Annotated in this window: 24 protein-coding genes; 8 read left to right on the top strand and 16 right to left on the bottom strand. The window is 65.5% G+C overall.

All coding sequences use genetic code 11. From position 1 onward, the window contains the following. Window positions 1–95: 95 nt before the first annotated feature. The 3 genes from G539_RS0106500 to G539_RS0106490 all read right to left on the bottom strand — a co-directional run bounded on the left by G539_RS0106500 (window position 96) and on the right by G539_RS0106490 (window position 2,024). Entirely contained in the window at window positions 96–347 is a 252-nt protein-coding gene (locus G539_RS0106500; protein WP_029074479.1) for a hypothetical protein, read from the bottom strand. A 179-nt stretch (window positions 348–526) separates the two neighbouring features. After that, a complete protein-coding gene (locus G539_RS0106495; RefSeq protein WP_029074478.1) occupies window positions 527–790 on the bottom strand; it encodes a helix-turn-helix domain-containing protein in 264 nt (87 codons plus the stop codon). A 580-nt stretch (window positions 791–1,370) separates the two neighbouring features. Next, complete coding sequence (locus G539_RS0106490) at window positions 1,371–2,024, bottom strand: GIY-YIG nuclease family protein (protein ID WP_245576819.1); 654 nt, start codon at window positions 2,022–2,024, stop codon at window positions 1,371–1,373. 355 nt (window positions 2,025–2,379) lie between these two features. On the opposite strand from G539_RS0106490, the gene G539_RS26980 reads away from it, so the two are divergent. Beyond that, entirely contained in the window at window positions 2,380–3,048 is a 669-nt protein-coding gene (locus G539_RS26980; protein ID WP_156911877.1) for an Abi family protein, read from the top strand. Between the two features lie 45 nt (window positions 3,049–3,093). Here G539_RS26980 and G539_RS0106485 read toward each other — a convergent pair whose 3' ends face one another. The 9 genes from G539_RS0106485 to G539_RS23915 form a co-directional block, all read right to left on the bottom strand. Beyond that, a complete protein-coding gene (locus G539_RS0106485; RefSeq protein ID WP_156911875.1) occupies window positions 3,094–3,285 on the bottom strand; it encodes a hypothetical protein in 192 nt (63 codons plus the stop codon). Between the two features lie 142 nt (window positions 3,286–3,427). Further along, window positions 3,428–4,729, bottom strand: coding sequence for an AAA family ATPase (locus tag G539_RS0106480; RefSeq protein ID WP_029074475.1), 1,302 nt, complete (start codon window positions 4,727–4,729; stop codon window positions 3,428–3,430). Next, window positions 4,726–5,700, bottom strand: a complete 975-nt coding sequence (locus G539_RS0106475; protein WP_029074474.1) for a DUF7146 domain-containing protein — start codon at window positions 5,698–5,700, stop codon at window positions 4,726–4,728. Before G539_RS0106475 ends, G539_RS0106480 begins: the two co-directional genes overlap by 4 nt. Window positions 5,701–5,883: 183 nt before the next feature. Further along, on the bottom strand, window positions 5,884–6,147 hold the full coding sequence (locus G539_RS0106470) for a hypothetical protein (RefSeq protein ID WP_029074473.1): 264 nt from the start codon (window positions 6,145–6,147) through the stop codon (window positions 5,884–5,886). Then, window positions 6,144–6,389, bottom strand: a complete 246-nt coding sequence (locus G539_RS0106465) for a hypothetical protein (protein WP_029074472.1) — start codon at window positions 6,387–6,389, stop codon at window positions 6,144–6,146. Before G539_RS0106465 ends, G539_RS0106470 begins: the two co-directional genes overlap by 4 nt. Continuing rightward, a complete protein-coding gene (locus tag G539_RS0106460) occupies window positions 6,386–6,679 on the bottom strand; it encodes a winged helix domain-containing protein (RefSeq protein ID WP_029074471.1) in 294 nt (97 codons plus the stop codon). Before G539_RS0106460 ends, G539_RS0106465 begins: the two co-directional genes overlap by 4 nt. 348 nt (window positions 6,680–7,027) lie before the next feature. Next, window positions 7,028–7,228, bottom strand: a complete 201-nt coding sequence (locus tag G539_RS0106455) for a helix-turn-helix transcriptional regulator (protein ID WP_029074470.1) — start codon at window positions 7,226–7,228, stop codon at window positions 7,028–7,030. A gap of 109 nt (window positions 7,229–7,337) precedes the next feature. After that, entirely contained in the window at window positions 7,338–8,057 is a 720-nt protein-coding gene (locus G539_RS26975; protein ID WP_156911873.1) for a hypothetical protein, read from the bottom strand. Then, the gene (locus tag G539_RS23915; protein ID WP_029074469.1) at window positions 8,041–9,234 is read right to left on the bottom strand and encodes a tyrosine-type recombinase/integrase; all 1,194 of its coding nucleotides are present in this window, start codon (window positions 9,232–9,234) and stop codon (window positions 8,041–8,043) included. Before G539_RS23915 ends, G539_RS26975 begins: the two co-directional genes overlap by 17 nt. Before the next feature lie 498 nt (window positions 9,235–9,732). Here G539_RS23915 and G539_RS27285 point away from each other — a divergent pair, with 498 nt between their 5' ends. From G539_RS27285 to G539_RS0106415, 6 genes are all read left to right on the top strand, one after another. After that, on the top strand, window positions 9,733–10,422 hold the full coding sequence (locus G539_RS27285) for a class I SAM-dependent methyltransferase (RefSeq protein WP_169516616.1): 690 nt from the start codon (window positions 9,733–9,735) through the stop codon (window positions 10,420–10,422). A 190-nt stretch (window positions 10,423–10,612) separates the two neighbouring features. Next, window positions 10,613–11,857: a helix-turn-helix domain-containing protein gene (locus G539_RS23905; protein ID WP_245576818.1), complete on the top strand. Its 1,245-nt coding sequence runs from the start codon at window positions 10,613–10,615 to the stop codon at window positions 11,855–11,857. Between the two features lie 237 nt (window positions 11,858–12,094). Continuing rightward, window positions 12,095–12,469, top strand: coding sequence for a hypothetical protein (locus tag G539_RS0106435; protein WP_029074467.1), 375 nt, complete (start codon window positions 12,095–12,097; stop codon window positions 12,467–12,469). An 85-nt stretch (window positions 12,470–12,554) separates the two neighbouring features. After that, on the top strand, window positions 12,555–13,274 hold the full coding sequence (locus tag G539_RS0106430; protein WP_029074466.1) for an outer membrane protein: 720 nt from the start codon (window positions 12,555–12,557) through the stop codon (window positions 13,272–13,274). 844 nt (window positions 13,275–14,118) lie between these two features. Beyond that, the gene (locus G539_RS0106420; RefSeq protein WP_029074465.1) at window positions 14,119–15,663 is read left to right on the top strand and encodes a TerC family protein; all 1,545 of its coding nucleotides are present in this window, start codon (window positions 14,119–14,121) and stop codon (window positions 15,661–15,663) included. Window positions 15,664–15,882: 219 nt separating this feature from the next. Continuing rightward, entirely contained in the window at window positions 15,883–17,055 is a 1,173-nt protein-coding gene (locus G539_RS0106415; RefSeq protein ID WP_029074464.1) for an alpha/beta hydrolase, read from the top strand. Between the two features lie 367 nt (window positions 17,056–17,422). Here the strand turns inward: G539_RS0106415 and G539_RS0106410 are convergent, their stop codons facing one another. The 3 genes from G539_RS0106410 to G539_RS23900 all read right to left on the bottom strand — a co-directional run bounded on the left by G539_RS0106410 (window position 17,423) and on the right by G539_RS23900 (window position 22,909). Further along, a complete protein-coding gene (locus G539_RS0106410) occupies window positions 17,423–20,518 on the bottom strand; it encodes an efflux RND transporter permease subunit (protein WP_029074463.1) in 3,096 nt (1,031 codons plus the stop codon). Next, window positions 20,515–21,627 carry an efflux RND transporter periplasmic adaptor subunit gene (locus tag G539_RS0106405; protein ID WP_245576817.1) on the bottom strand — a complete coding sequence of 371 codons (1,113 nt, stop codon included), beginning with the start codon at window positions 21,625–21,627 and terminating at the stop codon, window positions 20,515–20,517. The genes G539_RS0106410 and G539_RS0106405 overlap by 4 nt, the downstream gene beginning before the upstream one ends. Window positions 21,628–21,892: 265 nt before the next feature. Next, window positions 21,893–22,909 (bottom strand): helix-turn-helix domain-containing protein, encoded by a 1,017-nt coding sequence (locus tag G539_RS23900; RefSeq protein ID WP_210162792.1) that lies wholly within the window; start codon window positions 22,907–22,909, stop codon window positions 21,893–21,895. Between the two features lie 213 nt (window positions 22,910–23,122). On the opposite strand from G539_RS23900, the gene gltS reads away from it, so the two are divergent. Beyond that, window positions 23,123–24,328 (top strand): sodium/glutamate symporter, encoded by a 1,206-nt coding sequence (gene gltS, locus G539_RS0106395; protein ID WP_029074461.1) that lies wholly within the window; start codon window positions 23,123–23,125, stop codon window positions 24,326–24,328. 17 nt (window positions 24,329–24,345) lie between these two features. On the opposite strand, the gene G539_RS0106390 is transcribed toward gltS, so the two are convergent. Next, a complete protein-coding gene (locus G539_RS0106390; RefSeq protein WP_029074460.1) occupies window positions 24,346–25,821 on the bottom strand; it encodes an alpha/beta hydrolase in 1,476 nt (491 codons plus the stop codon). Between the last annotated feature and the right edge of the window lie 195 nt (window positions 25,822–26,016).

Below are 26,016 nucleotides of genomic sequence, written 5' to 3'. Positions count from 1 at the left end.
TGGGTATCCGACCTCGCAAAGTCGCCCCAACTTAAATTGATGACCTATGCTCCTCCTGTCGCAGATGGCGTCCGTCGGCAGTCAGTTCGCGCGGCTCAATCAGCGGACGCATCTCGCTCCAGGGCCTTTTCAAGGTCTCTAGGGTCAATCGTCAGTGCCTCGGTAACGCCCGGCCGTGTCAATAGGATGCGCGTCGCGACGCGGTGATAACCAAGCGTCGAAACGGTATCCAGCGTCTCCAGGTCGGTCTCAATCTCATAGGCGCCAGGTGGATAGGAGCGGTCCATTCCGGGGAGCCGAAACGAATGCTTGAAAACCACCGTCGCAGAAGAGCTTGTCGTAGCCATACCCATTCCTTGCCGGCGAGAGCGCCATCCGATCGATCTCTTGCCACCTAGCGCCGTTCGTCCCGACGGCTAGATCCGTCGTAGACGTCACCGCGGTCTGCTCGGTCGCCAGGCGCCCGATGCGGGTGCGTGGGACATCGACTAGACGGGCGAGCGCGCCGGCGCGCATGCCGAACGGGCTAACCGAGTATCAAATCAGCTCCCACGCCCAGCGCGCAGGCGAGCTTGATCTGCGCGTCGGGTGACAGTTCGCGGCCGCGTTCGACAGCGTGAATAGTTGCTTGGCTTACGCCCGATAGGTCCGACAGGTGCTCAACTGTGTGCTGCTTCCAGACCCGGACAGCCTCAAGCGGCGTCAGTCCTTCCTCAATCGCGGCCAGTACTCTCTCCGGCAAGTCCTCGTCTGCATCAGGACTGAATTCGGGGGTGAGCGTCATGGGCATGATGGGGTATCCTCCAGCCGGTTCAACCGGCGCGCCGAATCGCGATCCGTAGGTGGTCGGCAGCACTGCCTCGCAACATCCAGGGCGAATAGTGATGTCGCAGATTCTGAGCAATGCCGGTGTTCCTGTGACCAGTCCTGGCCCCAGCGAACGCTAAAACTTCCAAGCCCAAACAGCGGCTTGCTCCGCGAGTGTTCTGAGGGATCGGCCGGGTCATTGACACCTACCATGCGGTCCTCAAAGGAGCCGCCGGCAGGTGGCATATGCCTATGCGTTCCGCAGCTGGAAGATCATAGCAGGGATAGCCCAAGCGTAGGGGCCTTTTAGGAGCCGCGGCTTGAATTCAATCAAAGGAAATCAAAATCGTCGGGCGCGGCCTATTGAGAAATGTTCAGGTTGCGGGCATCCCCGGTCGGCCCACATGGATGTTGAACCAGCGAGAATCCGGAACGGCCGTGCTGGGCATATCGGTGTTCAGCGTGAGCGAAGCCGGACAAGTAACGTTCGTCGAGAACCCCCCTTGATGGATGCCCCTTGCAAGGACGCCGCGACCTGACATCCGACTGAGTTTTCCAACGCCCTAGAGGGCGACATCAGCCAAGTCGGGCAAATCGAGAGACGCGGAGTTCACGCCGCTCCCACTGCTGCGAAGATTCCAGGGCAGCGCGTACTTCCTGATCAGCCCCATCTCAAGGCCCGCGGCTCCGTGGACCGGCAGGCCATTCCATTCACTATCCGGGGGCTCGGCGGTGTAGATGTCGATGACATCCCCGGCCTCAAGCTCTCGCTTGATCGCTCCGTTCAGCCTGAGGTTGGTCATCTGAGAGGGGCCGGGCTTACCGTAGTAGTAGAGCCGCTTCGCCAGCCCCATCGTGGCCAAGCCGACGTAAAGAACCGTGCCGCCTTTGGCATAGGCATAGACTCCCATCCCTTTTGAGATTGGCTGGTCGGGGGCGAGCGCGCCGGAACTAGAAAGAGCCCATCGCCCGGCGAACGAAAACCCGGCCGCAACCAATACGTCTACGCCGAGTGATGGCTTCTCTGCGCCACGCGGGCCTGAGGGAATTTGGTTCGGCGTATCAGCCTTATGCGCGGCCGGCATGGCGTAGAAACTGGGCTTAGTCGCAGCTAAGACGTTGTAGGCGTGCTGGTAGCGGATGCCGAGGCGACGCGCGATTTCCGCTGTTGGTACCCCTTGGCTCGCGAGTTCTCGAATACGCTCTGACTTTGTCATGGTGCCCCTCCCCGGAACCGGCAGGCTATCCATGATAGGACTGAAGGTCACTAAGACATGGGCGACTTCAGAAAACCTCAGGTGAGGCGCGCGCATACGTGTCAGCCCCTACATTTCGCAGCGGCTGCGAACAGGGGCTCAACAGGGGAGCGCCACCTGTGGCGCGGGCTGCCTTCTCGACTAGACGACGCGGCTAAGTTGGGTGTGTCCGGCAGCTTGCCCGAACCCAGAGTTGCGCTCAAAATAGATGAAGGCGGCGTCCCTTTCGGGACCCGCCTTCTGATCTTGTCCGCAGGAGGGGCTTGCGCAACCTATCTGCAGCTCACGAACGCACCCTAGGGCCAAAGAGCTTAAGATGCAATTACCGAACTCCCCGGCTGCCGATAAGTTCCCAACCATCGTGGCAGCCATTCAGCACGAGCGCCTAATGCGCTATATGCCTGCCGCCGGGAACCGAGTTGATGTCTCGTTCAGCTACTACATATGGAACTGCAAGCTCTCTGAGAGCTTTCACCCGGTGCTCCACTACGCTGAGATTGTCTGCAGAAATGCATTCAACAGGGCCTTGATCGCGAGGGCCGGTGACCATTGGTTTCGAGACAACACTTTCCTGGCAATCTTGGACCATCGCTTCCGAGATGACCTGCAAGAAGCTGTTGCATCCGAAACCAAGCAGCATTCGGATAGGCTGACGGCTCATCACATTGTCTCGGCTCTCACCTTCGGATTCTGGGAGCATTTAGCGACCAAGCGATTTGAACGATATCTTTGGGCAAAGGGAGTTCAACCCATTTTCCCCTGCGCGACAAAAGCAGTCACGAGGGAGGAAATCCAGCTGCTCATCGAAGGCGTAAGACGTTGGCGGAACCGGATAGCCCATCATCGTGCGATTTTCGACAAAGGGCCGGCCAGGAAACACAATGACGCACTGGAGCTGATAGGGTTGGTGTGCGGAGATACGCGGGACTGGGTACGCTCGATGTCCACTACAACAGGTGTAATCCAGGGCCGACCGTCGTCCTGAGCTAGCTCACGAGTTAGCTCCCAATCCGCCAACCGCGCCAGCATCTTAAGCGAGGTTCACCCAGCCCGCCGGCCGACTCGCCACGCGCACCGCATGTGTCGCTGCGGCCTGGTCGGGGAATGTGCCGAGCCTCTTCCCGTCGAGCCCCTTCGCCACGAAGGCGTGCGGCCCGTTTCGCCGCGTCGTCCCTATCATCACGCGGCCGTCATAGACGGCGAGTTCGTCGGCCATGGTCACCCCTGATTTCCCCACCTCACTATCCCCACCCTCCCCGGTCTCCTCACCACCCACCCCCTACGGGGGTGTGGGGTGGTGGTGAGGAAATCTGCCCCCACCTTCCACACCTCTCCTCACCTCATGGTGTGGAGGTGAGGAACGACTATTTGAACGTCTCGGTTACGGCCCACTCGCCTACCTCTACGAACTTCCGGATGTTGCTTTTGCCATCCTTGCCCTCGACCAGAACGAGCGCTCCATTCCCGATCCAAACGCGAATGAGGGTTTTCACTTTCGCCTTCGCGGCCTTCTGTGCCTTGGTCAGGTCGCTTGTCCGTCCCGTGCCGATGTCGATATCGAGCGCACGGGCAATTGGCTTGCCGACCCAATCTCCGGCCTGGTCGTTCTCGCGCCACTGGCCACCGCTGATCGCCTTCTGCGCCTTGAGCAGGTCGGCCGTCTCGATGCCGGCGAACGCGTCAGGCCACTCCCACGAGGTCACGACGCCGACACTATCCCCGCCCATACCAAGGTGACCGTTGCCGAGGTCGACAGGCTCCATTTTGTGCCAATCGCTCTTGTCGGCCGGCGGGCTCATGTTCCCCTTCCCGTCCGTCACCCGAAAGTAGAGCCGGCGGTTCTCGACGTTCGCCTTCGTGGCCTCATCCTCGCTCATGACGTTGAGGACGCGGGCCGAGCGCGCGGCAGCCAGGAGAGCGACGGCCCCGCGGCCGTCCTCGACCGAGATTTCGGCGCCGTTGGTCTTTCGGACATGGTGCACGAGCTGCACCGCGCAGTTGGTGACGTTGGCGATGCGGCCCCAAGTTTTCGCCACTCGATCAATCGCATTGTTGTCGTTTTCCGTGACGCGGTGGCTGGACACGAACGGATCGATCACCACGACGTCGATGCAGTTGGCTCGGATCGTCTCGATCATCGCCTCGACGACCGGTTCGGCGATGGTCGTGCCCTCGCGGCCCTGCGTGGCAAGGACAATCTCCATTTCTCGCCCGCTGTCGACGAACAGCCGGCCGGCTAGGTCGCTCGGTCTGATGTCGTAGTGCAGAGCCGTCGCAGCGATGCGGCGCTCCATCTCTTCAACCGGGTCTTCGCCGTTCCAGAGCCAGACGCGCAGGCCTGGTGCGCACCACTGCCCCAGGAGGTTCCGCCCCGTTGCCATGGCAAGAGCTTCGGTGATGACGAGAGAGCTTTTCCCGACACCGCCCGGGGCCACCGTCGTCGACAGAAACTGACGGACGAGATGTCGGCCATAGATCCAATCTCGCTGAGGAATGAGCGCAGGATCTCGGAGCACGAAGGGCGTCGCACTGATGGTCTTCGGCCTGGGCGCTCTGGTGAAGGTCTGGCGCCTGCCAATGGCGTGCTCGAACTTCAGCACGCGGTTGCCGCTCTCCGGATGAAAGATGGTCCGGCCTTCGTCGATTGTTTCGGGCGTCGCGCTCATAGGACCCCTTTCATCATATCGTTCCAGTCGCCGGTCTTGGGGTAGAGGGCTTCGACCTGTCGGCCGGCATCAACCCAGCGGCCGCCGCATTCGGAAGCAGCCTTTTCGCCAGCAGCGCCCACGTCCGCGAGAATGCGCAACGTCTCGATGCCGGCGAGCACTGGCAGGCTTTGAAGGTTCGCCGCCATGCCCGCCGCCCAAACCGCGCCTAGGCCGCCACAGACGGCCGCTACGGCGTTCTCGATGCCTTCGGCGATGCCGAGTGCCGGGCCTTGGTTAGGGCATAGCCGCACGACGGCGCCTCGGGCTCGACCGAGCATCTTCTTTGGATTGCCCAGCCGAGGATCGTCCAGCTTTCCGCCTTCCGGGCTAAGGGCCGTCCGGTGCACGGCGCGGGGCTCGCCCGTCTCTGCATCCGTCATCAGCGCCAGCATGGCAGGCGCATTCAACCGCGAGCCATCCCCGAGCTTGAAGGTACAAGAGGGGTGGAAACGGAGTTGCCCGCCGGCAATGATCACGGACGGCAGCCAGAGCCCGCGCGTCCTCAGGTAGGTCTCGGCCAGCGAATCCTTGATGCTGGTGGCCTCGTCCCACATGCGCGTTGCGATGGGGAATAGACGGTCGTTTCCCTGATCGGGATTGCTGGCGGGCTCGGTGGCTGAGTCCCCGGATTTCCTGACGCGCTCTTCCATGCGGTTGACGAAATCGATCGGCGCGGCATCGTCCTTCCTCGTCGGCCGCCACTCCTCGAGGCCGAGCCGTCCCCGAACGTGGTCTTTGCATTCTAGCGGGTCGTCGCCCGCGAAGGACGTCACGACAAAGCCGCCGGGCGCCCTCGGATCAATCATTATCGACAGCGACCGGTCGGCCCGGGAATGCCCGGGGCCTGGTGCCGATACGCTGTTTCTTCCTGTGACTTCCCCTCCCAAGGCAGCCGCGACTTCACGCGCATTGAGGGGGAAGCCCTGCATGGGCGCCTCCTCTTTTCGCGGATAGGAAGGCCTCTGCCTCTTCGCGGGTGCCGAACTCCCATTGTTCGTGCACGACGTCGAAGCTGTCGGCGAGGGCCACGTACCAAACTGGGTCACCGTCGACCCCGACACTGCCCCAGATGGAATAGCCCCTTGGAGGCGTAAGGTAGTGGATCGTCGCCGTCATGCCTCGCCTCCCTTCGAAGGCGCGGAAATGGCGCGCTGGATGATCTCCCCTTCGATCGTCCGTTCGACAGAAGCCCACCAAGCTTCGTCGCGGTCATGCCCGACGCGTGCCCACGCCTCGGCGATGACGCTGGTCGGAACGGCGGGATAAACCCGCCGAGCCTCTGCGTAGCCGTCCTGGCCGGCGTCTTCGGCCGTCCGAATGGTGGTCATGATTTCGTCCATGACCTGGGCGCGAATGTTCAGGTTGGGGGCGCTCATGCGGCGCCTCCTTCTATCGCGTCATCGACGATGGGGAGCTCCCAGAGCCGGGCCTGCTCCATGGCATCCTTGTGCGATGGACCGTCCCAGACGCATGTGACTCCGCCGTCAGGTTCGACCACGCTGAGGAAGTATCGCCGAACCTGAACGGCATCGCTCTGGACGCTAGGAACAAAGCCGGCCTCGATCAGAACGTGACTCGGCTTTGCCTTGGCTTCGGAGAGGCGGATCACGTTGCTCATGCCGCGCGCTCCTCTTCCAGAACCTCAACCGTCGACCGAAGGAAGTAGCGACCGTGAGTGCCGCTAAAGGCTCCGTCGTGCGCCTCGTCAAGCGTTTCGATGTTCAGGCCGGCCTGCCGGGCCTTGAAGATGTAGTGGCTGACCCTCGGCGCTGGGCTTTCGACACTGGTGGTGCCGAGCGGCCCCGCCTTAATCAGGCGGTCAACCATCCACGCCACCCGACCCTTGAGGACCAGGATGCGGCCATCTTCACCGCCAACGCGGAGCTTCAGTTTGACGATACTGCTCATTGGTGGACCTCACGGATAGCGAGGCCGGCGCAGATGGCAGTGACCGTCGCGGTTGAGAACGACATGCCGAAGCGCGCCTGCAGGCGGCTGGCAGCTTGTCGGAGCGAGGGAGTGGGGATATCTTCGGACCCGATCAGCCCGCCAAGGTGATCGATTTTCGGAAGGCCGTGCGCTGCGTCACCAGCCGCGGCCTTTTCCGTTCGCGGTGGGGCGCGCCGCACATCGGGGCGCATCGTCGTTGTAGGTTTCATGTTGGACCTCGTGGCTTGGAGCCAGAGGACGGTCGAGGCTATGCTGGATACGCGAAACCGATAGCCTTGAGCCCCGTCCGACTGGCGGGGCTTTTTCTTAAGCGGCGCGCTGTGTGCGAGCGGCCTTCGCGTGCTCGATGACTGCGACGATTTCGGATCGCGGCCAGCGGGATATACCGCCAATTTTGAGCGGCTTCGGCACCGTGCCATCGGCAACACGGCGCCAGAAAGTCGGGATGCTCATCTGCAAAACCGCTGCGCCTTCGCGGACGGTCAGGAGAGGGTCGATGAGTTCCATTGCTCTGCCTCGTATTCGGTTGATACGAGACGAGCCTAGTATCCGCCACCTGATGCGCGAAGACAGATATCAGCCCAATATCCAGCAATCGCGCCCGCTATTCGTGCGCCTATTTGTGGGCATCAAATACAGGTGCCAAGTATCTCTGAATTGTCGATCGATGCATCTGGCGCTCAAAGCGCGCCTCTGCCCACTCAATAGCTTCTGCGATTGTCGCCTCCCGCTTGTCCTGTAGGCGGTCGCCTGCCTTAATCCTCAGCAGAAATTCATTTCGAACAGCCAGCTCAATTAGTCCGTCGCCAATTTTGGTGCGCCCCCTAGATCGGGGAGGTTCATCGATTGATTCAGTGACGTCAGCGCGATCCGGAACAGGTTGGCCGATAGACAGATACAAGTCTCGATGGATTGCATCGAACTCGGCTCGATCAAAAATGACATGGCAATACAGATACGGACCATAGTAAATCTGATTCCATCTATCCGACCCAACGACTATGTCATCATACTCGCTATCATTATAGGCATACTCATTATCACCCCAGCCGGAACCAATTGTTCCCGCCGCCAGATTAATATGTGAATTCACAGAGTTGTATTCTCTGTTTGTATGGAATAGCTCATTGGACACGAAGGTCTTTGTGCCACCAGCCGCCACGACGTACTTTTTCTCCGCCCGGCGGCAGCATTGCCAGGTGAGCTTGTTCATAACTTCCCAGTCATTGCGCGGAGGCTCGCTGTATTGCGACATACTGGCCCGAGCTTTGGGCGCCAAAGCCATCATCGCACCGCGCACCATCGTAAGGGGGACATCATTATTCAGAAAGAACACCCGACTGCCTTTCCTGTTTTCCGACCAGATGACCGGCCCATCGCTCCAATAGGACGCGCCGTTGTTCCAAGAAATCCGTCCGCCTGTAGGCCCGTTCGACCGAGCCCCCCACCACATGGCCCAGCATCGTCTCCGCGACTTCGTGGGGCGCATCGGTCACCTCAGCGAGCCAATCACGCAGGCTGGATCGAAAGCCATGTGGGCGCGCGTCCATGCCCCTTCGCTCCATGAAGCGAGACATGGTGGCGTCTGAAATCACGCCTTTGCGCAGGCTCGGGAACAGGTAGCCGCCCCTGGCCAGCCGGCGCGCTTCGTCGATGACGGCTAAGGCCTCCGTGGACAGCGGAACGCGGAAATCCGGCGTCGCATCCCTCCGCCCCTTCATCGCCTCGCCTGGGATGATCCAGACATCACCATCAATCTGATCCGCCCGAGCGAAGCGCAGGGGGCCAGACCGCACTCCCGTCAGAATGAGAAGCCGCAACGCCAGGTGGGTGACAGATCCATCGGACAGCGATGCATAGAACTCTGGGACATCGAGCCACGCCAGAGCGGGAATATTCTGGACCTTGTGCCGGGTCTTGCCGAGAAGCGCGCGTGCCTTTTCGGTGGCCTGCAAATCCACGTCCAACCCGAGAGCTGCAGCGTGCTTGAGGCAAATGCCGAGGCGATTAAGGGCCTTCTGGGCGGTATCGGCCTTGGTGTGCCAGATGGGCGCAAGAACGTCGCGAATGTCCTTCTGGTCGATATCAGACACCGGCACGCTCCCTAGCTTCGGAAGCACGTGCAGTTCGAGCGGCGTGAACCACCGTCCAGCTTTGCCGTCACCCTTCAGCTCCGCCTTGCGGCTCTCAAATGCATCCAGAGCGATGTCGCGAAGCATATGGACGTCGCGGGCGGCCTCGCGAGCCTGCCGATCCCTCTCCTTAATGGGATCAAGGTTGGCGCGAACGACGGCCCGAGCACTATCAGCCGCTCCTCGCGCTTCCTTCAAAGAGACGTCCGCAACAGATCCAAGACCCATCTCGCGGCGGCGCCCATGGATGGTGAATCGCAAGAACCACTGCCCTCCCCCATCTGGCCGCTTATGCAGCCACAGGCCTCCGCCATCGGAGTACTTTCCGGCAGGCAGGGAACGCACCGAAACCGCAGTGAGCTTGTTCAGGCCGCGGGGCATTCTGCATCCACCTCCCGATCCACCTTTCGCGACGCGATGGGGTGATGTCTAGTGATACGGGGTGATTTCGAACGAAACAAGAACAATCAGCGCCAGCGCGCCATCTGAGAGCAGATGAAACAGCGTGAATTACCGTGTTATTACAGTACGTTGCCCTCTTGCAGCACCATCCTTCCCCCAGAGTTCGCTCCCCTGCACAGCCCGTCCGACGCGCTCGCTTCGAGCTGTGGCTTCCTGCGGCCTTGTCCGAGGCCCCTGCCCCCTCGGCTGCGGCAACGCTCCGCGTCCGCCGCAATGCCGGCGACATCCGGATCCGATGGCCCGGCGGCCGACGCCGCCTCGTTCGTTCGAATGAGGACCGGAGGCGCGCGGACTTGTACTCTCGTCCGAGAGGCGTTCGGAGGTGCTGCGGATCAGCGAAATCCCGTTCTTCGATTCCAGGCGGTCGTCGCGGCATCATCGTCTCTGCTACGCAACCCCTTCGTGGAGAACGACGCCATGGCTGCCGACGAGGCCCTCAGGCTCCACATCGCAGATGCCTCGCGACGATCCCTCGACGAGAGACTGGCCAATCGTGGTTTCCGGCGGCTGTGGCAGGAACGCAATGATGCGTTGGCCCAATTGCTCTCAACCCGTCTTGAAAAGCCGCTTTCGGAATATCGCATCCTGGATTTTGGATGTGGCACCGGCAGCGTGACCCACTGGCTTGATCTCCAGGGTGCCTCGCCGGACCGGCTCACGGGTGTCGACATCCAGCGGGACCGAATCGCGAAGGCGCGCGAATCCTATCCGCACCTGGCCTTCGTCGAGGCCAGCGGCGAGCGCCTGCCCTTCGCGGCCGGACAATTCGACATCGCCCTGGCCTTCACGGTCTTTTCGTCGATCCTCGACCCCTTCGTGGCCAAGCGGGTCGCGACCGAGATGACGCGCGTGCTGGCGACCGATGGCGGGATGATCATCTGGTACGACATGCGCTACCCCAATCCCTCGAATCCCAACCTGCGGGCGATGACGCGGTCCCGCATCCGCCACCTGTTCCCCACGCTGGACGCGGAGCTGGCGCCCCTGACCCTGCTGCCGCCCGTGGCCGAGCGGCTCGGCCCCCTGACGGATGCGCTGTATCCGCCCCTGGCCGCCATCCCGGTCCTCCGATCGCACTATTTTGGCCTGCTGCGCGCGCGTCGCTAGGACGAAACTCGGAACGAGGGGCGTCATGCCCCCCGCGCCGAGCGCCGCGAGTCCGTCCGCCTCGTCGTGCTTCCGGCGATCCCGAGCCGACCATCCGTCCCAACGCCTTGACTGAGCGTCCCAATACGTGGCGGGGGGCGATGACAGGACGCGGCGGCCATGCGAGAACTGCCGCAGCGATGCGGCGCGCATGACCGGGCGCGGCCTGGCGGCAGGGCATGGGGGTGTGGCGATGCGAACGACCCGGCCATCCGCGGCGGTCCGCGCCCTCTCGGCCCCCTCCGTTGCCGCCAGCCCCACTCCGATGCCATCGCCAGTCCGGGTCACCCGCTCGTCTCCAACGACCAGGACGGAGGTCCGTCCTCCCGCCGGCGCGACACAGGCTATCGACTGGCCGTTCCCGCCGGGCCTTGAATGCTACGCCGCGTGGAAGGCCGCGCTCTCCCGGCTGGTCGACTGTGCCATTCCGGCGGACGCGGATCCCAGCCAGTTCGATTTTCACGGTCGCACCTGGCAGCTGCCCGAGGCGTTCGTACAGATCAACGGCGGTTCGGCCATGTCGATGTCGCGACCGCAAGCGGTCATCGACGACCGGCCGATCTCCCAGATGTCGCTCTACCTGGTGACGGACGGCAGCGTCGTGACCGACTATGACGGCCGCAAGCGCGCCCATGTTCCCGGCGACATCATCGCTGTCGACTATTCGCTGCCCTACGAATCCCATACGCCGGGCTATGAGGGGATCACCATCACCTTCGACAGGGCTTTCGCCCCGGCGGGGTTGCAGGGCCATATCCACGGCAGGGCCCTGACCGCGAAAAGCGGTGCGGGCCGATTTCTCGCAGCCCAGATGCGATCGCTCATCGACCTCATCGACCAGCTCAGCGTCGACCAGGCCCAGTCGGCCGTCGATGGCATCCTGCGGTTCGCCGCGACCGCGCTTACCGTCGACGCTCCCGGGACGAGAAGCGCGGCGGCCTCCCTCCTCGATCGCGCCCATCACCTGGCCAGGCGAAGACTGTCCGACCCGGCCTTCGGTCCCGAGGCGCTCGCGCTCGCGCTGGGCGTGTCCCGGTCGAAGCTCTTTCGCTCGTTCGAGACGCATGGCGGCGTGCAACGCTGGCTGCTGGGCGAACGCCTCATGACCAGCCTGCAGACGATCGTGCGATCCGCGGGCGACCTGAAGGTGGCCGCCCTCGCCCGCCAGCACGGGTTTCGCAGCGAGGCGCATTTCAGCCGGGCCTTCCGGAAGCGCTATTCGGTGAGCCCGAGCACGGCCCTGGACCTGGTCACGCGCTCCGGGGGCTCGATGCTGTATCTGAGCTGGTCGAAGAAGCACGCCAAAGCCCAGACGTCGACGCCGGAAGCCTGGCTCGCGGCGGCACTGGCCCGGGCGCATGAAACGGCAGTGGACGAGCCTCGCTCGGCCTCGTGACATCGCGCCGGACATGACCGGCTGCCTCTGTCGTCCGACGAGCGACGCAGCGGCGGCTGCGGCGCTCCGGCTGACCATGCGTCCCATCTTGATGACCGCGCATCCCAATCTGACGGTACTGCCCGTGACAATCCAAAACGGGGTATGCAACCGTCGCGACATCGTTTGGCGAGTCACCCGACAGACTTTCGAGACCGGCCGTTCCCTTCAGACAGTCCAGAACCGCGCGAGGCTGGCATGCCGACCCTCTCCAGGATGTATTTCATCACGGCCATCTGTTTTCTGATTGCCGGAATTCTGGTTGGCCTGAAGATGTCGATCGCGCATGACTATGCCGCCGTCGGCGCACATGCCCACATCAATCTTCTTGGCTGGGTGACCATGGCGGTCTTCGGCACGTTCCACGCGCTCAATCCGCGCGGAGCCGCAACCTGGCTCGCCAGGGCGCAGTACTATGTCTACACGGCCGGCGTCCTCGTCATGACGCCCGCGCTCTACTTTCTCCTGACCGGCAACCCGTCCCTGGAACCCGTCGTCGCCGTGGCGTCGCTGGTCGTGTTCGCCGGCGTCCTGATGTTTGCCGCGATCATCTTCCGGACCCGCGCTGGCTGATCGCGACCACGTCACCAGCCGGGCACCCCGGCGCCTCCAGCCGCCCCGCTCCGGCGTCTTCCACCCCATGCAAAGGCATCCCCCCATGAAATCCCTTCTCGGATCGGCCGTCGCAGTTTCCGCCCTGGCTCTGGGGCTGACGTCGACCCACGCCGCCGATCTCACCTATGAGCCGGTCCCCGCCGTGGAAACGCCAGCCTTCAGCTGGACGGGATTCTACCTCGGCGTCCATGGCGGCGTCGGCGGCGGCGAGTTCGACGGCTCGTATCGTTTCGATTCGGAAGTCGGCCTATTGGGCGGCGACGTCAGCGACCGGGCGTTCGGCGCCTTCGGCGGCGCCCAGGCCGGCTACAACTACCAGTTCGCCCCGAACTGGGTCGTCGGTGTCGAGGCCGATTTCGCCGCATCCGGGATCAAGGCGGAGCATACCGAGAGCTATATCGGCGAGAATTTCACCAGCACCTATTCGACCGAGATCGACTGGTTCGGCACTCTGCGCGGACGGCTCGGCTATGCCTGGGACAATGTCCTGTTCTACGGAACCGGCGGCGCCGCCTACGGCAGGGTGACATACACCGACAGTGCGAGCGACGAGCCCAACCGTGAAATATCCGAAACCAATTGGGGCTGGACTGCCGGCGCCGGCGTCGAATACGGCATTACCCCGAACATCACGCTGAAGACCGAATATCTCTATGTCGATCTCGGCAGCCTCGAGGGGACGGGCTTCGGCATCGAGGGCGACCGCATGACGGTCGACACAGCCTTCCATACGCTCAAGGCCGGCCTGAACTACAAGTTCTGACCTGGGGTACCTAGCGCGAACGGGTGCCGCCGGGGCTCCCGTTCGCCTCCCGCCCATCCTCCCGAGCGACGGGCTGGCTGATACTCTCTCCCCAGCCGGATCGAGCGCGCGTCCGGCGTCGATTGGCGCCGGGCGATCGCTGTGGCATCGTGACGGCGGAAATCCGCGGGTCCGGCCGCGGACCCATCCGGAGGGCCGATGCGCAAGAACCGACCCGATCCGTCCTGGCCGCCGACCAGCGCGATCGTGCTCGCCGTGCTGATCGTCGTGCTCGCTGTGCTGCAGACGGCGAAGTCGCTCGGCTGGTTCTAGCGACGAGGCACGCCCTTTCCCGGCAGAATCCGCGAAGAGGCATGGACCGATCGCGCGCGCGCCTCTAGACTGCGCGCCGCGGACATGTCGTCCGCTCCATGAGAGATCGCGCAAGACATGCCCCGATTGCCGGATTCCGTCAGCTGATGCCATCCGACGACCCCGATAGTACCACCGCCCCCTCCCCGTTCCGGGCCAGGGGGCGAGCCCGATCCGGAACAAGCCTCCTCCAGCGCCGGCCTCGCGGCGCCAGTCGCCCCGACCGCCCCCGTGCCAGCGCCCGCAGCGCCGCCGCGGGCCTGATGACGCGCGCGCCTTCGAGGCCGCGGCGCCGCGCCGCAACCGGCCGCGCGCGGCGCAGGCCGGAGCCTCCGCCCCCCGCCAGATCCTCGCCATGGGCGATGGGGCGGGTCGGGGCTGTCGCATGGACGTCGTGGCCCCGTGCCAGACTGACGCGCGCCGCCAAGAAGCCCGCCGCATCGCCTTGTCAACAGGATGACCGGACACGCCGTCCGGTCACGGGAATTCCTCAATGATCTTCGAATGGATGGCCGATCCGGCCGCCTGGGCCGGACTTGCGACCCTGATCGTGCTCGAGATCGTCCTCGGCATCGACAATCTGGTCTTCATCGCGATCCTCGCCGACAAGCTGCCGCCGCATCAGCGCAACCGCGCCCGCGTCATCGGCCTGACGCTCGCCCTGGTGATGCGCCTCGCCCTGCTCGCCTCGATCTCCTGGATCGTCAAGCTGACCGATCCGATCTTCTCGGTGCTCGGCTCCGACATCTCCTGGCGCGACGTTATCCTGATCGTCGGCGGCGCCTTCCTGCTGTTCAAGGGCACGATGGAGCTGCACGAGCGGCTGGAGGGCGACCACGGCGCCAAGTCGAGCAACGGCGCGCACGCCGTGTTCTGGCAGGTGATCGTGCAGATCGTCGTGCTCGACGCCGTGTTCTCGCTCGACAGCGTCATCACCGCCGTCGGCATGGCCTCGCATCTCTCCGTGATGATGATCGCCGTCATCGTCGCGATCGGCGTCATGATGCTGGCGAGCCGGCCGCTGATGGCCTTCGTCTCGCGCCACCCGACGGTGGTCATCCTCTGCCTCGGCTTCCTGCTGATGATCGGTTTCAGCCTGATCGTCGAGGGCCTCGGCTTCCACATCCCGAAGGGCTATCTCTACGCCGCGATCGGCTTCTCGATCCTGATCGAGGCGGCCAACCAGATCGGCCGGCGCAACGTCGTCAAGCGCGTGACGACGGCCGACCTGCGCGACCGCACCGCCATGGCGGTGCTGCGCATGCTGCGCGGCGGGCAGTCGGCGCCGCAGGCCTCGGAAGAGGTCGCGGCGATCGTCTCGACGGGCGGCGGCGGCAGCGCCTTCACCGCCGAGGAGAGCCTGATGATCGAGCAGGTGCTGTCGCTCGCCGGGCGGCCGGTCCGCGCGATCATGGTGCCGCGCGTCGATGCCATCTGGCTCGACGTCGAGGACGATCCGAAGACGATCCTGGCGGAGATCCGCGACAGCGGCCGCTCGCGCTTCCCGGTCTGCCGTGGCGATGTCGACCAGATCCTCGGCGTCGTCCACGCCAAGGACCTGGTGGGTCGCGACGAGGACGACCTGGAACTGGAAACGGCGATCCGCGAGCCGCTCTACGTGACCGAGACGATGCCGGTCCTGACCCTGCTCGAGCGCTTCAAGGGCTCGACCGTGCACATGGCGATCGTCGTCGACGAGCACGGCACCTTCGAGGGCATCGTGACGCTGACCGACATCCTGATCGCGATCGCCGGCGACATGCCGGAACTGGCCGGCGAGGAAGAGCCCTACGCCACGCAACGCCCGGACGGCGCCTGGCTGCTCGACGGGCGGATGCCGATCGACGACGTCGAGCGCACGCTGCAGACCGGCGACATGCAGGGCGACGGCGACTACACGACGCTGGCGGGCTTCGCGCTCGAGCATCTCGGCCATCTGCCCGAGGTCGGCGAGGGCTTCGCCTGGGAAGGCTGGCGCTTCGAGGTGGTGGCGCTGGAAGGGCGTCGCATCGACCGCCTGCTGGCGACCCCGGCCTGATCCGGGAGGCGGGGCGGGCGGCGCGCCGTCCCCGCCATCGCCTCGGCGCCGCGACAGCGAGGCTTCGCGGCCACGCTCGCCAAGATTGTTGATCTCCGAGCCCGCGCGGACGGGAGCCGGCACGTCCCGCGCTTCACCCTGCCCGCGCCGCAGTGTAACACTGGTGTCAGCGACGCCGGGGTAGTGTTGGACGTCGCCGATCTTTGCTGCGGGGGACGCGTGTCGTCAGTTGTTGCCGTCCTTTCAAGGACGATGCTGATCCTCGGATTGGCGATCGCCCTTTCCGCCTGCGCCTCGCGGCCGCGCGACGTGCTGACGCCGGTACCGGCGGCGGCCTCCGGCACGGACAAGGTCGATCTCCTGGTCGCGACGACGCGCGCACCGGCGACGGAAGCCGGCGTCCTCTTCAGCGGCGAGCGCGGCAGCGGCCTCGCCCTCAACAACATCATCGTATCGGTGCCACAGCAGCGCGAAATCGGCACCATCCAGTGGCCGAGCAGCACGCCCGGCAATCCGGAACGCGACTTCGTCACAACCCAGGTGACGGCGATGCAGCCGGACGAGGCCAAGGCTTGGTTCAAGCGCGTCGCCGGCAAGCAGCGTCGCGTGCTGATCTTCGTGCACGGCTTCAATACGCGCTATGCCGACAGCGTCTTCCGCTTCGCCCAGATCGTGCACGACACGGACGCCAACGTGGCGCCGGTCTTGTTCTCCTGGCCGTCGCGCGGACAGGTGTTCGACTATAATTACGACCGCGAGAGCGCCAATTACTCGCGCAGCGAACTGGCGGCGGTGATCCGTGCCGCGGCGGCGAGCCCGGCCGTGTCCGACGTCACCGTGATGGCTCATTCGATGGGCGGCTGGCTGGCGGTCGAGTCGCTCCGCCAGATCGCGCTGCAGGACGGGCGGATCCCCGCCAAGGTCACCAACCTGATCCTCGCCTCACCCGATCTCGACATCGACGTGTTCCGCAAGCAGGTGATGGAGATCGGCCCGAAGCGCCCGCACATCACGCTGTTCGTCTCGCGCAATGACCGCGCGCTGCGGCTGTCGCGGCTGATCTCCGGCCGGATGACCCGCCTCGGCGCCATCGACATCACCAAAGAGCCATATCTGTCGCAGCTGGAATCGGCGAAGGGCCTCACGGTTCTCGACCTGACGGCGCTGCAGAATGGCGATCGCCTCAACCACACCAAGTTCGCCACCAGCCCCGACATGGTTCAGCTGATGGGCGACCGGTTGATCAAGGGCCAGTCGGTGAACGACTCCGGCCTCTCGGGCTCGGGCGCACTGGGCGCCACCACGGTCGGCGCCGGCCAGGTGCTCGGCTCCGCCGCCGGCGCCGTGCTGACCGCTCCGATCCTGATTTTCGAGGGCGCCGGGCGTCGCTGATACGGCTCGCTGCGAGGGGCTCCGCCGTGCCTGGCCCCAAATGCGGCGGGTGAGGGTCTACGCCCGGATAGTCCCTTCCATGGGAGGCCTTCGCGCGTCGAGGCGTCCTGCAATCGACCGCGCAACCAGCATCGCGTCGCCCCGGCGGAGGCCGGGGCCCATGATCACAGACGGGGACGATCCGGCTCGACTTTCAGATCGCCGGACGGGCCGTCCGGATCCCGACCTTCGTCGGGATGACGGCGGAGGGGCCGTCGTCGCAACCGTCAGGAACAGCCCGAGCAGCACCAACGGAAAAGGGCCGCGGAAGACCGCGGCCCTTTCTGGAGCATTCGCCTGCCGGCCGGAAGCGGCCGGCCAGTCCGGATCAGTTCGGCGCCGCCGCCAGCGGCGGCGTGCTCGTCGGTGCGACGCCCGGCGCGGCCTCGCCCTCCTTGCCACGATAGACCGTGACATAGAGGGTCGGCAGGAAGACGAGCGTCAGCAGCGTCGCGACCAGCAGGCCGCCCATGATGGCGAAAGCCATCGGGCCCCAGAAGATCGTCGCGGCGATCGGGATCATGCCGAGCACCGTCGAGATCGCCGTCAGCATGATCGGCCGGAAGCGCGACACGGTGGCCGAGACGACCGCATCCCAGACGCTGAGCCCCCGCGCCCGGTCCGCCTCGATCTGCTCGATCAGGATGACCGCGTTCTTGGCGATCAGGCCGAGCAGCGACAGAATGCCGAGGATGGCGACGAAGCCGAGCGGCCTGTTGAACACGTACAGCGCGCCGACGACACCGATCAGCCCCATGGGCACGACGCAGAGCACGATGAACAGCCGGCCGAAGCTCTGCAGCTGTGTCATCAGGAACGTCACCATCAGGAACAGCATGACCGGCACGACCGCCATCACCGAGGCGAGCGACTGGGCGCTCTCCTCGACGACGCCGCCGACCGCGATGTCGTAGCCGAGCGGCAGCGTCGCGCGGAGCGCCTCGACCTGGTCGGCGAGCTGGTCGACGACCGCTTCCGGCGAGCCGCCGTCGCGCACGTCGGCCTGCACCGTCAGCGTCGGCACACGGTCGCGCCGCCAGATCATCGGGAACTCCTGACCGTAGTCGAAGGTCGCGACCTGGCTGAGCGGCACCGTCCGTCCGTTCGGCAGCGGCACCTGCAGGGTCTGCAGGCTGCTGAGCGAGACGCGCTGCTCGTCCGTCGCCCGGGCGATGACGTCGACGAGATAGATGTCGTCGCGCAGCTGGGTGACGGGCGTGCCGGTCACCACCGCGTTCAGCGCGGTGGCGAGCGCCTGGGAGCTCAGCCCGAGCAGACGCGCCTGGTCCTGGTCGATCTTGACGCGCACCATACGCGCCGGCTCCATCCAGTCGAAGTTCACGCGCCGCGTGTCGGGATTGGACGAGACGATCTCCGCCAGGCGGAGCGAGATGTCCCGCACCTGGTCGGTGTCGGGCCCGCTGACACGATACTGCACCGGCCAGCCGACCGGCGGACCGAGCTCGAGCGGAGAGACGCGCGAGACAGAATCCGGGAACTGCTCCGCCAGCTTGGTCTCGAGGCGCTGCTCGAGCCGCAGCCGCGCGTCGACATCCTTGGCGATGACGACGGCCTGGGCGATAAACTCGTTCGGCAGCTCGACATTGAGCGGCAGGTAGAAGCGGATGGCGCCGCGACCGATATAGGTGCTCCAGCGCGCGACGTCTGGATCCTCCTTCATGATCGCGTCGAAGCGGGCGGAGACGTCGCCGCTCTCGTAGATCGAAGCGTTCTGGCGCAGGCGGAGGTCGACGATCAGCTCGGTCCGGTCCGAAGCCGGGAAAAACTGTCGCGGAACATGCGGCGAGAGCAGGATCGCGCCGACGAAGAAGGCGAGCGTGAGGGCGATGGTGACCCAACGCATCCGCATCGCCGTGAGCAGGATCGACCGGAAGATGCGCACGACGATGCTCACCTTGTCCGGATCGGGCCTGGTCTTCGGCGCCTTCAGCAGCAGGGCGCCGATCAGCGGCGAGAAGATCACCGCGCCGAGCCACGACACCACCAGCGCGATGCCGACCACGGCGAAGATCGAGAAGGTGTATTCGCCGGCCGAGCTCTGGGCGAAGCCGATCGGCACGAAGCCGGAGGCCGTCACCAGCGTGCCCGTCAGCATGGCGAGCGCCAGCGTCGAGAAGGTGTTCGACGCCGCCTCTTCCTTGGTCTCCCCGGCCGCAAGTCTCGACGTCATCGAATCGACCGTCGTCATGGCGTCGTCGACGAGCAGGCTCAACGCGATGATGAGCGCGCCGAGCGAGATGCGCTGCAGGTCGATGCCGACGATGCTCATCACGACGAAGACCATGGCGAGCGACAGCGGGATCGCCAGCGCCACCACGGTTCCGGCGCGGATGCCGAGGCTGACGAAGCTCACCACCGCGATGATGGCGATCGCCTGCCAGAGCGAGGTGGTGAAATCACCGATCGCCTCGTCGACGACGACTGCCTGATCGGCGACCAGCGACGGCTGGATGCCGAGCGGCAGGTCGGCCGTGACCTCGGCCATCGCCTTGCGGACGTTCTCGCCCAGCGCCAGGATGTCGCCGCCGTCGCGCATGGCGATGCCGAGGCCGATCGCCGGCTCGCCATTGACGCGGAACTGCGGCTGCGGCGGGCTGGCATAGCCGCGGCGAACCTCTGCGATGTCGCGCAGGCGCACCAGCTGGCCGTTCGAGACGATGTTGATGTCGAGCAGGTCCTGCTCGGTCTCGAACGCGCCGGAGACACGCAGCGAAATGCGCTCCTCGCCGGTCTCGAGCACGCCCGCGGGGCTGACGACGTTCTGGGCGCGGAGCGCGTTCAGGAGCGCGGCGCGGTCGATGCCCATGCCGGCGAGCTGCTTGGTCGAGAACTCGACATAGATCTTCTCGTCCTGCGCGCCGATGATCTCGACCTGCGAGACGTCGGGCACCTGCAGCAGGCGCGAGCGGGCCGCCTCGACATAGTCGCGCAGCTCGCGATGCGTGAAGCCGTCGGCGGTGAAGCCGTAGATGATGCCGAAGGTGTCGCCGAAGCGGTCGTTGAAGAACGGCCCGATGGTGCCGGCCGGCAGCGTATGGCGGATGTCGGCGATGTTCGTCCGCACCTGGTACCAGACATCCGGCACCTCGGCCGACGTCACTTCCTGGCGCAGATTGACGAAGAGGGTCGTGCTGCCCGCGCTGGTCTCGCTGCGGACGTCGTCGACCTCGGGGATTTCCTGGATCTTGCGCTCGAGCCGCTCGGTGACCTGGTTGAGCGTGTCCTCGATGGTCGCGCCCGGCCAGACCGCATGCACGATCATGGTCTTGATCGTGATCGGCGGGTCCTCGTTGCGGCCGAGATTGATGAAGGAGGCGATGCCCGCCACCATCACCGCGATCATCCAGTAGAAGATGAAGGAGCGGTGATTGAGCGACCAGCGGGAGAGATTGATGCCGCTCATCGCGTCGCCTCGACCAGACGGACCTTCTGGCCCGGATGAAGCGCCTGCACGCCGGCGGTGACGATGACCTCGCCGCCCTCCAGACCGTCGGCGATCACCACCGTGGCGGGATCGTGTCGGCTGATCTCGACATTGCGGAGCGAGACGGTGGAGCTCGCCGGATCGACGATCCAGACGGCCGGCTTCTGGTCGGCGGCGGTGAGCGCCGTCGCCGGAATGGCGATGATCGCCGCCGTGTCCATGTCAATCGTCCCGCTGACGGTCGAACCGAGACGGATGGCCTCCGGCGGATTGTCGAGGCCGACGCGGACCGGGAAGTTCCGGGTCAGCGCATTCGCCTGCGGCGCGACCTCGCGGACGCGACCGACAGCCGTGACGGAGGGATCGTCAGTCAGCCGCACCGTGACGATCGGATCGGCGGGCGCCGCCCGCAACACCTGCGCCGGCACGTCGAACACGGCGTCGCGGCCGCCCTCATGCGCCAGCTGGACGATCATCTGCCCGGCCTGGACCACTTCGCCCGGCTCGGCGCCGCGCGCCGTGATCGTGCCCGAGACATCGGCCTTCAGCTCGGTGAAGGCGACGCGGTCCTGGGCGATCTCGAGCTGCGCCTCGGCGCTGTCGACCTGCGCCTGCGCGGTCTGCAGGGCCTGGAGCGCCTGCTCGTAATTGGCGCGGGTGGTGAAGCCGTTGCGCAGCAGATGCTCCTGCCGGCCATAGGCGTTGCGCGCCTGGACGAGTTGGCCTTCGGCCGCCGTCAGCGCCGCCTGGGCCGAACGCAGCGCGTTCTGCTCGTTGACCGGGTCGAGCGTCGCCAGCACCTGGCCCGCCTCGACGCGGTCGCCGACATTGACGGGGCGCCCGATCATCCGGCCGCCGATACGGAAGGCCATGCTGGCCTCGTTGCGCGGCTGGATCTGACCGGTCAGGACGACCGTCTCGCCCGCCTTCTCGCGTGCGGCGACGACGGTGCGGACCGGCCGCACCTCGACGGTGTCGGTTTCTGCCTCTTTCTGGCAGGCAGCCAGGACCGGCGCCACGACCAGGAGCAGCGCCGCGACTCGACGCGTTCCACGCAGACAAGTCCAGAAATCGGCCCGTTTCGTCACGAAAACCCCCAATTGAAATTCCCGACCGGAAGGAAAGCGATCAGGATACTACCCGAGCCCATCCAAACCAGAATCAAAAAGCCCCAGCTCGCGCCGCGTAATTTCTTGTGTGCGGTCAGCACAAGTCACAGTCAAGCCGCGTCGACCAACCCGCCAATGCGCGCAGAAACGCAGACATCCGCGACCATATACGGCGTCCTCCGAGCACTGTGATGAGCAGCCTATCCCAGGCTTGTGCGCGCCATCCCAAACGGTGCGTCGCGGCTCAGGCCGCAAGGCGCTGCAGGATGGCCGCGAACTCCGCCGTCTCGCTGGAATGCCGGCGCTGGGGAAGTGTCCGTGCCGGCGCCCGCGCCAATCCGGCGACGCGAGCCTCGCTGGGGCTGTAGCCGAACTGCTGCTTGAAGCCACGGCTGAACCCCGAGGCGTCGCCAAAGCCAAATGCCTCGGCGATGCGGCCGATCGACCGCGCGTCAGCGGCATCGGAAAGCGCCGCATGGGCGGCCAGCATGCGCTGGCGATGGACGTAGCGCGCGACGCCGCCATGCGGCTCGAACAGACGATAGAGCCGCGATCGGGAAACGCCCAGCGCATGCGCCAGCTGATCGGGACCGAAACCCGGCGCGCCGAAATTCTGCCGGACGACAACGCGCGCGCGCTCCATCAGGGTCGCGACGATCGCGCCCTGCGCCATGTCGAGCCTGTCGCGGCTGGGCTGCACGCAGGCCGCGATCATCGCGCGCGTCGCCTCGACGACCTGCGGCAGTTCCGACCGGGGAATTTCCGGCAAGCGGCGCTCGAGGCTGACGAAATAGTCGGCGAGCAACGCGCCGATCCCCTGATCCGGCACCGCCGTGGTGCCGTCGATGCGGCTGAGCCCATCGTCGAACAACTCGCGCGGCAGGTAGAGGCTGAGAACGCCGGTGTCAGAAGCCGTGCCCTCGAATCGCTCGCCGAGCGAACGAAAGAACAGGCCTCGGCTCGTCGACGCATCGTCGTCCACCACGACGAAGCACCAATGGTCCAGCGCATTCTTGCGCAGATGCGTCCAGTTGCGGACGCGTCCGTCGTTCGGCATTGCGGCGCGCGTCAGGGCGAAGCTGCCGACATCCCACACGGTCTGATCGGCGCCGAACGGCGCCTGCCGCATGCCATCGACGTCGAGCGTGATGGCCGGCGCCATGAAGCTCCGCCAGGCGTCGAACTGGTCGCGCGGCGAAAGCGCCCGCGTGCTGAACAGCAGCGGCTCGATGGGCCCGTCGCTCGCCGGTCTTGGATTCACGTGCATGCCAAGCTGATGCCTCCGAGGGCAAGTCTACCCTTTGGGGCCTCCTCTACCAAGACGTGTATCACGCGACAAATGACTTGGATCAATTCGGAGCGCCCGGCGCCGCCGTGGCGGAGGCAGCCTTTTTCAGCTCGGCCGGATCGGATCACGCTATAGCACTGGCCGATGCGGCGGTGATTCGCCGCCCCACATGAGGTAGCGGTTGCCGTGACGACCTTTCAGGTTCCAGGATTTCTCAGCCTGACGATCGCCATCGTCGTGTTCTTCATCGGGGCGGGCATCAACAACTCCGTGGCGGTGCTCCGCCAGTGGAACATTCCCGAGGCCGTCACGGGCGGCCTGCTCGCCGCGCTCGCGACCCTCTGCGCCCATCGCTATTTCAACGTGTCGGTGACGTTCGACCTCGCCGCGCGCGACATGCTGCTGCTCTACTTCTTCACCGGCATCGGGCTCAATGCCCGGCTGGACGACCTGCTGTCGGGCGGCAAGCCGCTGCTGATCCTGCTGCTTTTGACCATCGCCTTCCTCGTGATCCAGAACCTGATCGCCGCCGGCAGCGTCTCCCTGCTCGGCCTGCCCGAGGGCATGACCGTGCTGCTCGGCTCCGCCTCGCTGATCGGCGGCCATGGCACCACGATCGCCTGGGGACCGATCATCGCCGAGCGCTTCGGCCTCCCCTATGCCGTCGAGGTGGGCGTCGCCGCCGCGACGCTCGGCCTGGTCGTCGCCAGCCTGGTCGGCGGTCCGGTGGCCCGCCTCCTGATCGCGCGAAACGGCCTGAGCGGCCCTCATGATGTCCCGCCGGTGTTCGGCGTCGAGAGCGCGGCGGCGGAGTCGCCCGCCGACGAGATCAGCCATGTCAGCCTGCTGCGCACCATCCTGATCATGAACGTGGCCGTCCTGATCGGCTTCACCGTCGACGAGATCCTGGATGATCTCGGCATCCGGCTGCCGCTCTTCGTCTCCTGCCTGATGGTGGCGATCGTCCTCACCAACACGATCCCGCGCCTGCTGCCGCGCCTGAACTGGCCGACCCGCACCAAGGCGCTGGCGCTGGTTTCCGACCTGTCGCTCAACATCTTCCTCGCCATGTCGCTGATGAGCATGCAGCTCTGGACGATCGGCGGCCTCGGCCCCTCGCTCGTCCTGGTGCTGGGCATCCAGACGCTCGCGGCCGTGCTCTACATGCTGTTCGTCGTCTTCCCGGCCATGGGCCGAAACTACGAGGCGGCGGTGATCTCCGCCGGCTTCAGCGGCATCAGCCTGGGCGCCACGCCGACCGCCATCGCCAACATGACGGCCGTGACCAAGGCGCATGGCGCCGCGCCGCGCGCCTTCATCATCCTGCCGCTAGTCTCGGCCTTCTTCATCGACATCGCCAATGCGGTCGTGATCGGCTTCCTGATGCGCTGAGCGACGGCGATCGCCCGTCAGGGCGCCGCGCCACCGCGCGCGCCCGGCTCGATCAGCGCCTCGATCCGCTCCGCCAGATACGGGTAGAACGGATTCGACGAGATCCGCATCAGCGTGTCGAGGCCGACGATCAGCGTGCCGCGTTCGCCGCGCGATGCGATGTCGCCCAGTCGAATCCCGAAATTGTCGGCGGGATCGGGATCGGTGCCGTAGAGCCCGTCATCGGCGGGGAATGGCAGCGCGACATGCGACAGCGAATAGATGTCGGATGGATAGACCAGGCCGAGCGGCTGGACCCGTGGCTCCGTCTGGCCGGGTTCGAGGACGCGCGCCTCGACCGGATCGCTATCCGGAGTCACATTGGTGATCACCGTCGTCCGGTAGCGGCGCGGCGCCGGCGGAAGGATACGCTCGACCGCGGTCTCGGCCGCCTCGTTCAGGAGCGGACCGAGATCGGCATTGCGGTTGATGTCGAACAGCACCAGTTCGCTGCCATTCGCGGGCAGGTTGGCATAGAGCATCGACACGACGGCGGGCGCGCTGACCGTGAAGTCGACAATCGACTGGAAGGTCAGCACCGGCGCCAAGTCCGCAAGCTTGTTCTCGCGGGCGAGCCGGGCGATCCGATCCTGCAGGACGGCCGTCAGCTCATAGGACTGGCGCGCGGCATTCACCGGAAACGAGTTGTACTTGAACGGGTTGAACTCCGGCACGATGCCGAGCCAGGCCGCCTTGGCGAAGGGCGGGAAGATCGAGGGCAGGCCTGCGAGGCCGGCGAAACGGGCAAATCGCGTGACGCCCACCATCGGCGAGAACAGCACCAGCCTGTCCGGCCGGGCGAGCGCGGGATCCTCGAGTGCGTCCAGCGCATAGAGCAGCGCCAGCGCGCCGCCATTCGAATAGCCGACCATGTGCAGCGGCGCCTCGCCGCCGACCAGCCGCCGCGCCTCGCGCACCGCGAGGCGGGTCGCCGCCAGCCAGTGCTCCCAGTTGACGTTGGTCAGGCCGGCCGGGATTGTGCCGTGCCCGGGCACGCGGAGGCCGATCGCGACGAAGCCGCGATCGCGATAGAGCTTGGCGATATGGCGCAGGCTGTAGGGTGAATCGGTCAGCCCGTGCAGCAGCACGACCGCCCCCACCGGCGGCCCATCCGGCGCGAGCACGAAGGAACGGTTCCAGTCGGTCTGGAAGGCGGGCGTATAGAGCGCGCTGCCGTCGAAATAGCGATTGGACGCCACGCGCTGCGCCGGCTTCAGCTTGGCGGTCACGGCGGTGCGGACATCCTCGAACACCGTGTCCTCGGCCTTCAGATAGTCCGCCCATGTCGCGCCATCGAGTTGCTTCACCGTCAGCTCGTGCGGCGCGTGCTTGTGCCAGAGCTGCAGCGGCGGCCCCTGCAGGACATCCACGACACGGACCGACAGGGCGGTCACCGCGACCACGGCGACCAGCACCGCGGCGCGCTTCAGATTGCGCAGAAACCAGCGTGTCATGAAGCAAGGATCCCCGAATGAAGGCAAGGGCCGCAAGGCGGCACGGCCATGCGGCCCTTGCCTTCAATGAGCGACAATCGGGATCGATGCAACCGGGGATCGCGCCGTCTCCCCCCGGGCGACGGCCCCGGCGTTGACAAGCCACGCCGGCTCCTGTCCGATCGCTCTCCCATCTGCAGGCCGAGAGGGTCAATT

The sequence above is a fragment of the Kaistia adipata DSM 17808 genome (assembly GCF_000423225.1).
Taxonomy (GTDB): Bacteria; Pseudomonadota; Alphaproteobacteria; order Rhizobiales; family Kaistiaceae; genus Kaistia; species Kaistia adipata.
Note: the sequence above shows the minus strand (reverse complement) of the source record. Positions and strands in the feature narration are given on the sequence as shown.

What these genes read in the sequence shown, in the direction of transcription:
- G539_RS0106500 (WP_029074479.1), bottom strand. Translation starts at nt 347, where the DNA reads ATGGCTACGACAAGCTCTTCTGCGACGGTGGTTTTCAAGCATTCGTTT.
- G539_RS0106495 (WP_029074478.1), bottom strand. Translation starts at nt 790, where the DNA reads ATGCCCATGACGCTCACCCCCGAATTCAGTCCTGATGCAGACGAGGAC.
- G539_RS0106490 (WP_245576819.1), bottom strand. Translation starts at nt 2,024, where the DNA reads ATGACAAAGTCAGAGCGTATTCGAGAACTCGCGAGCCAAGGGGTACCA.
- G539_RS26980 (WP_156911877.1), top strand. Translation starts at nt 2,380, where the DNA reads ATGCAATTACCGAACTCCCCGGCTGCCGATAAGTTCCCAACCATCGTG.
- G539_RS0106480 (WP_029074475.1), bottom strand. Translation starts at nt 4,729, where the DNA reads ATGAGCGCGACGCCCGAAACAATCGACGAAGGCCGGACCATCTTTCAT.
- G539_RS0106475 (WP_029074474.1), bottom strand. Translation starts at nt 5,700, where the DNA reads ATGCAGGGCTTCCCCCTCAATGCGCGTGAAGTCGCGGCTGCCTTGGGA.
- G539_RS0106470 (WP_029074473.1), bottom strand. Translation starts at nt 6,147, where the DNA reads ATGAGCGCCCCCAACCTGAACATTCGCGCCCAGGTCATGGACGAAATC.
- G539_RS0106465 (WP_029074472.1), bottom strand. Translation starts at nt 6,389, where the DNA reads ATGAGCAACGTGATCCGCCTCTCCGAAGCCAAGGCAAAGCCGAGTCAC.
- G539_RS0106460 (WP_029074471.1), bottom strand. Translation starts at nt 6,679, where the DNA reads ATGAGCAGTATCGTCAAACTGAAGCTCCGCGTTGGCGGTGAAGATGGC.
- G539_RS0106455 (WP_029074470.1), bottom strand. Translation starts at nt 7,228, where the DNA reads ATGGAACTCATCGACCCTCTCCTGACCGTCCGCGAAGGCGCAGCGGTT.
- G539_RS23915 (WP_029074469.1), bottom strand. Translation starts at nt 9,234, where the DNA reads ATGCCCCGCGGCCTGAACAAGCTCACTGCGGTTTCGGTGCGTTCCCTG.
- G539_RS27285 (WP_169516616.1), top strand. Translation starts at nt 9,733, where the DNA reads ATGGCTGCCGACGAGGCCCTCAGGCTCCACATCGCAGATGCCTCGCGA.
- G539_RS23905 (WP_245576818.1), top strand. Translation starts at nt 10,613, where the DNA reads ATGACCGGGCGCGGCCTGGCGGCAGGGCATGGGGGTGTGGCGATGCGA.
- G539_RS0106435 (WP_029074467.1), top strand. Translation starts at nt 12,095, where the DNA reads ATGCCGACCCTCTCCAGGATGTATTTCATCACGGCCATCTGTTTTCTG.
- G539_RS0106430 (WP_029074466.1), top strand. Translation starts at nt 12,555, where the DNA reads ATGAAATCCCTTCTCGGATCGGCCGTCGCAGTTTCCGCCCTGGCTCTG.
- G539_RS0106420 (WP_029074465.1), top strand. Translation starts at nt 14,119, where the DNA reads ATGATCTTCGAATGGATGGCCGATCCGGCCGCCTGGGCCGGACTTGCG.
- G539_RS0106410 (WP_029074463.1), bottom strand. Translation starts at nt 20,518, where the DNA reads ATGAGCGGCATCAATCTCTCCCGCTGGTCGCTCAATCACCGCTCCTTC.
- G539_RS0106390 (WP_029074460.1), bottom strand. Translation starts at nt 25,821, where the DNA reads ATGACACGCTGGTTTCTGCGCAATCTGAAGCGCGCCGCGGTGCTGGTC.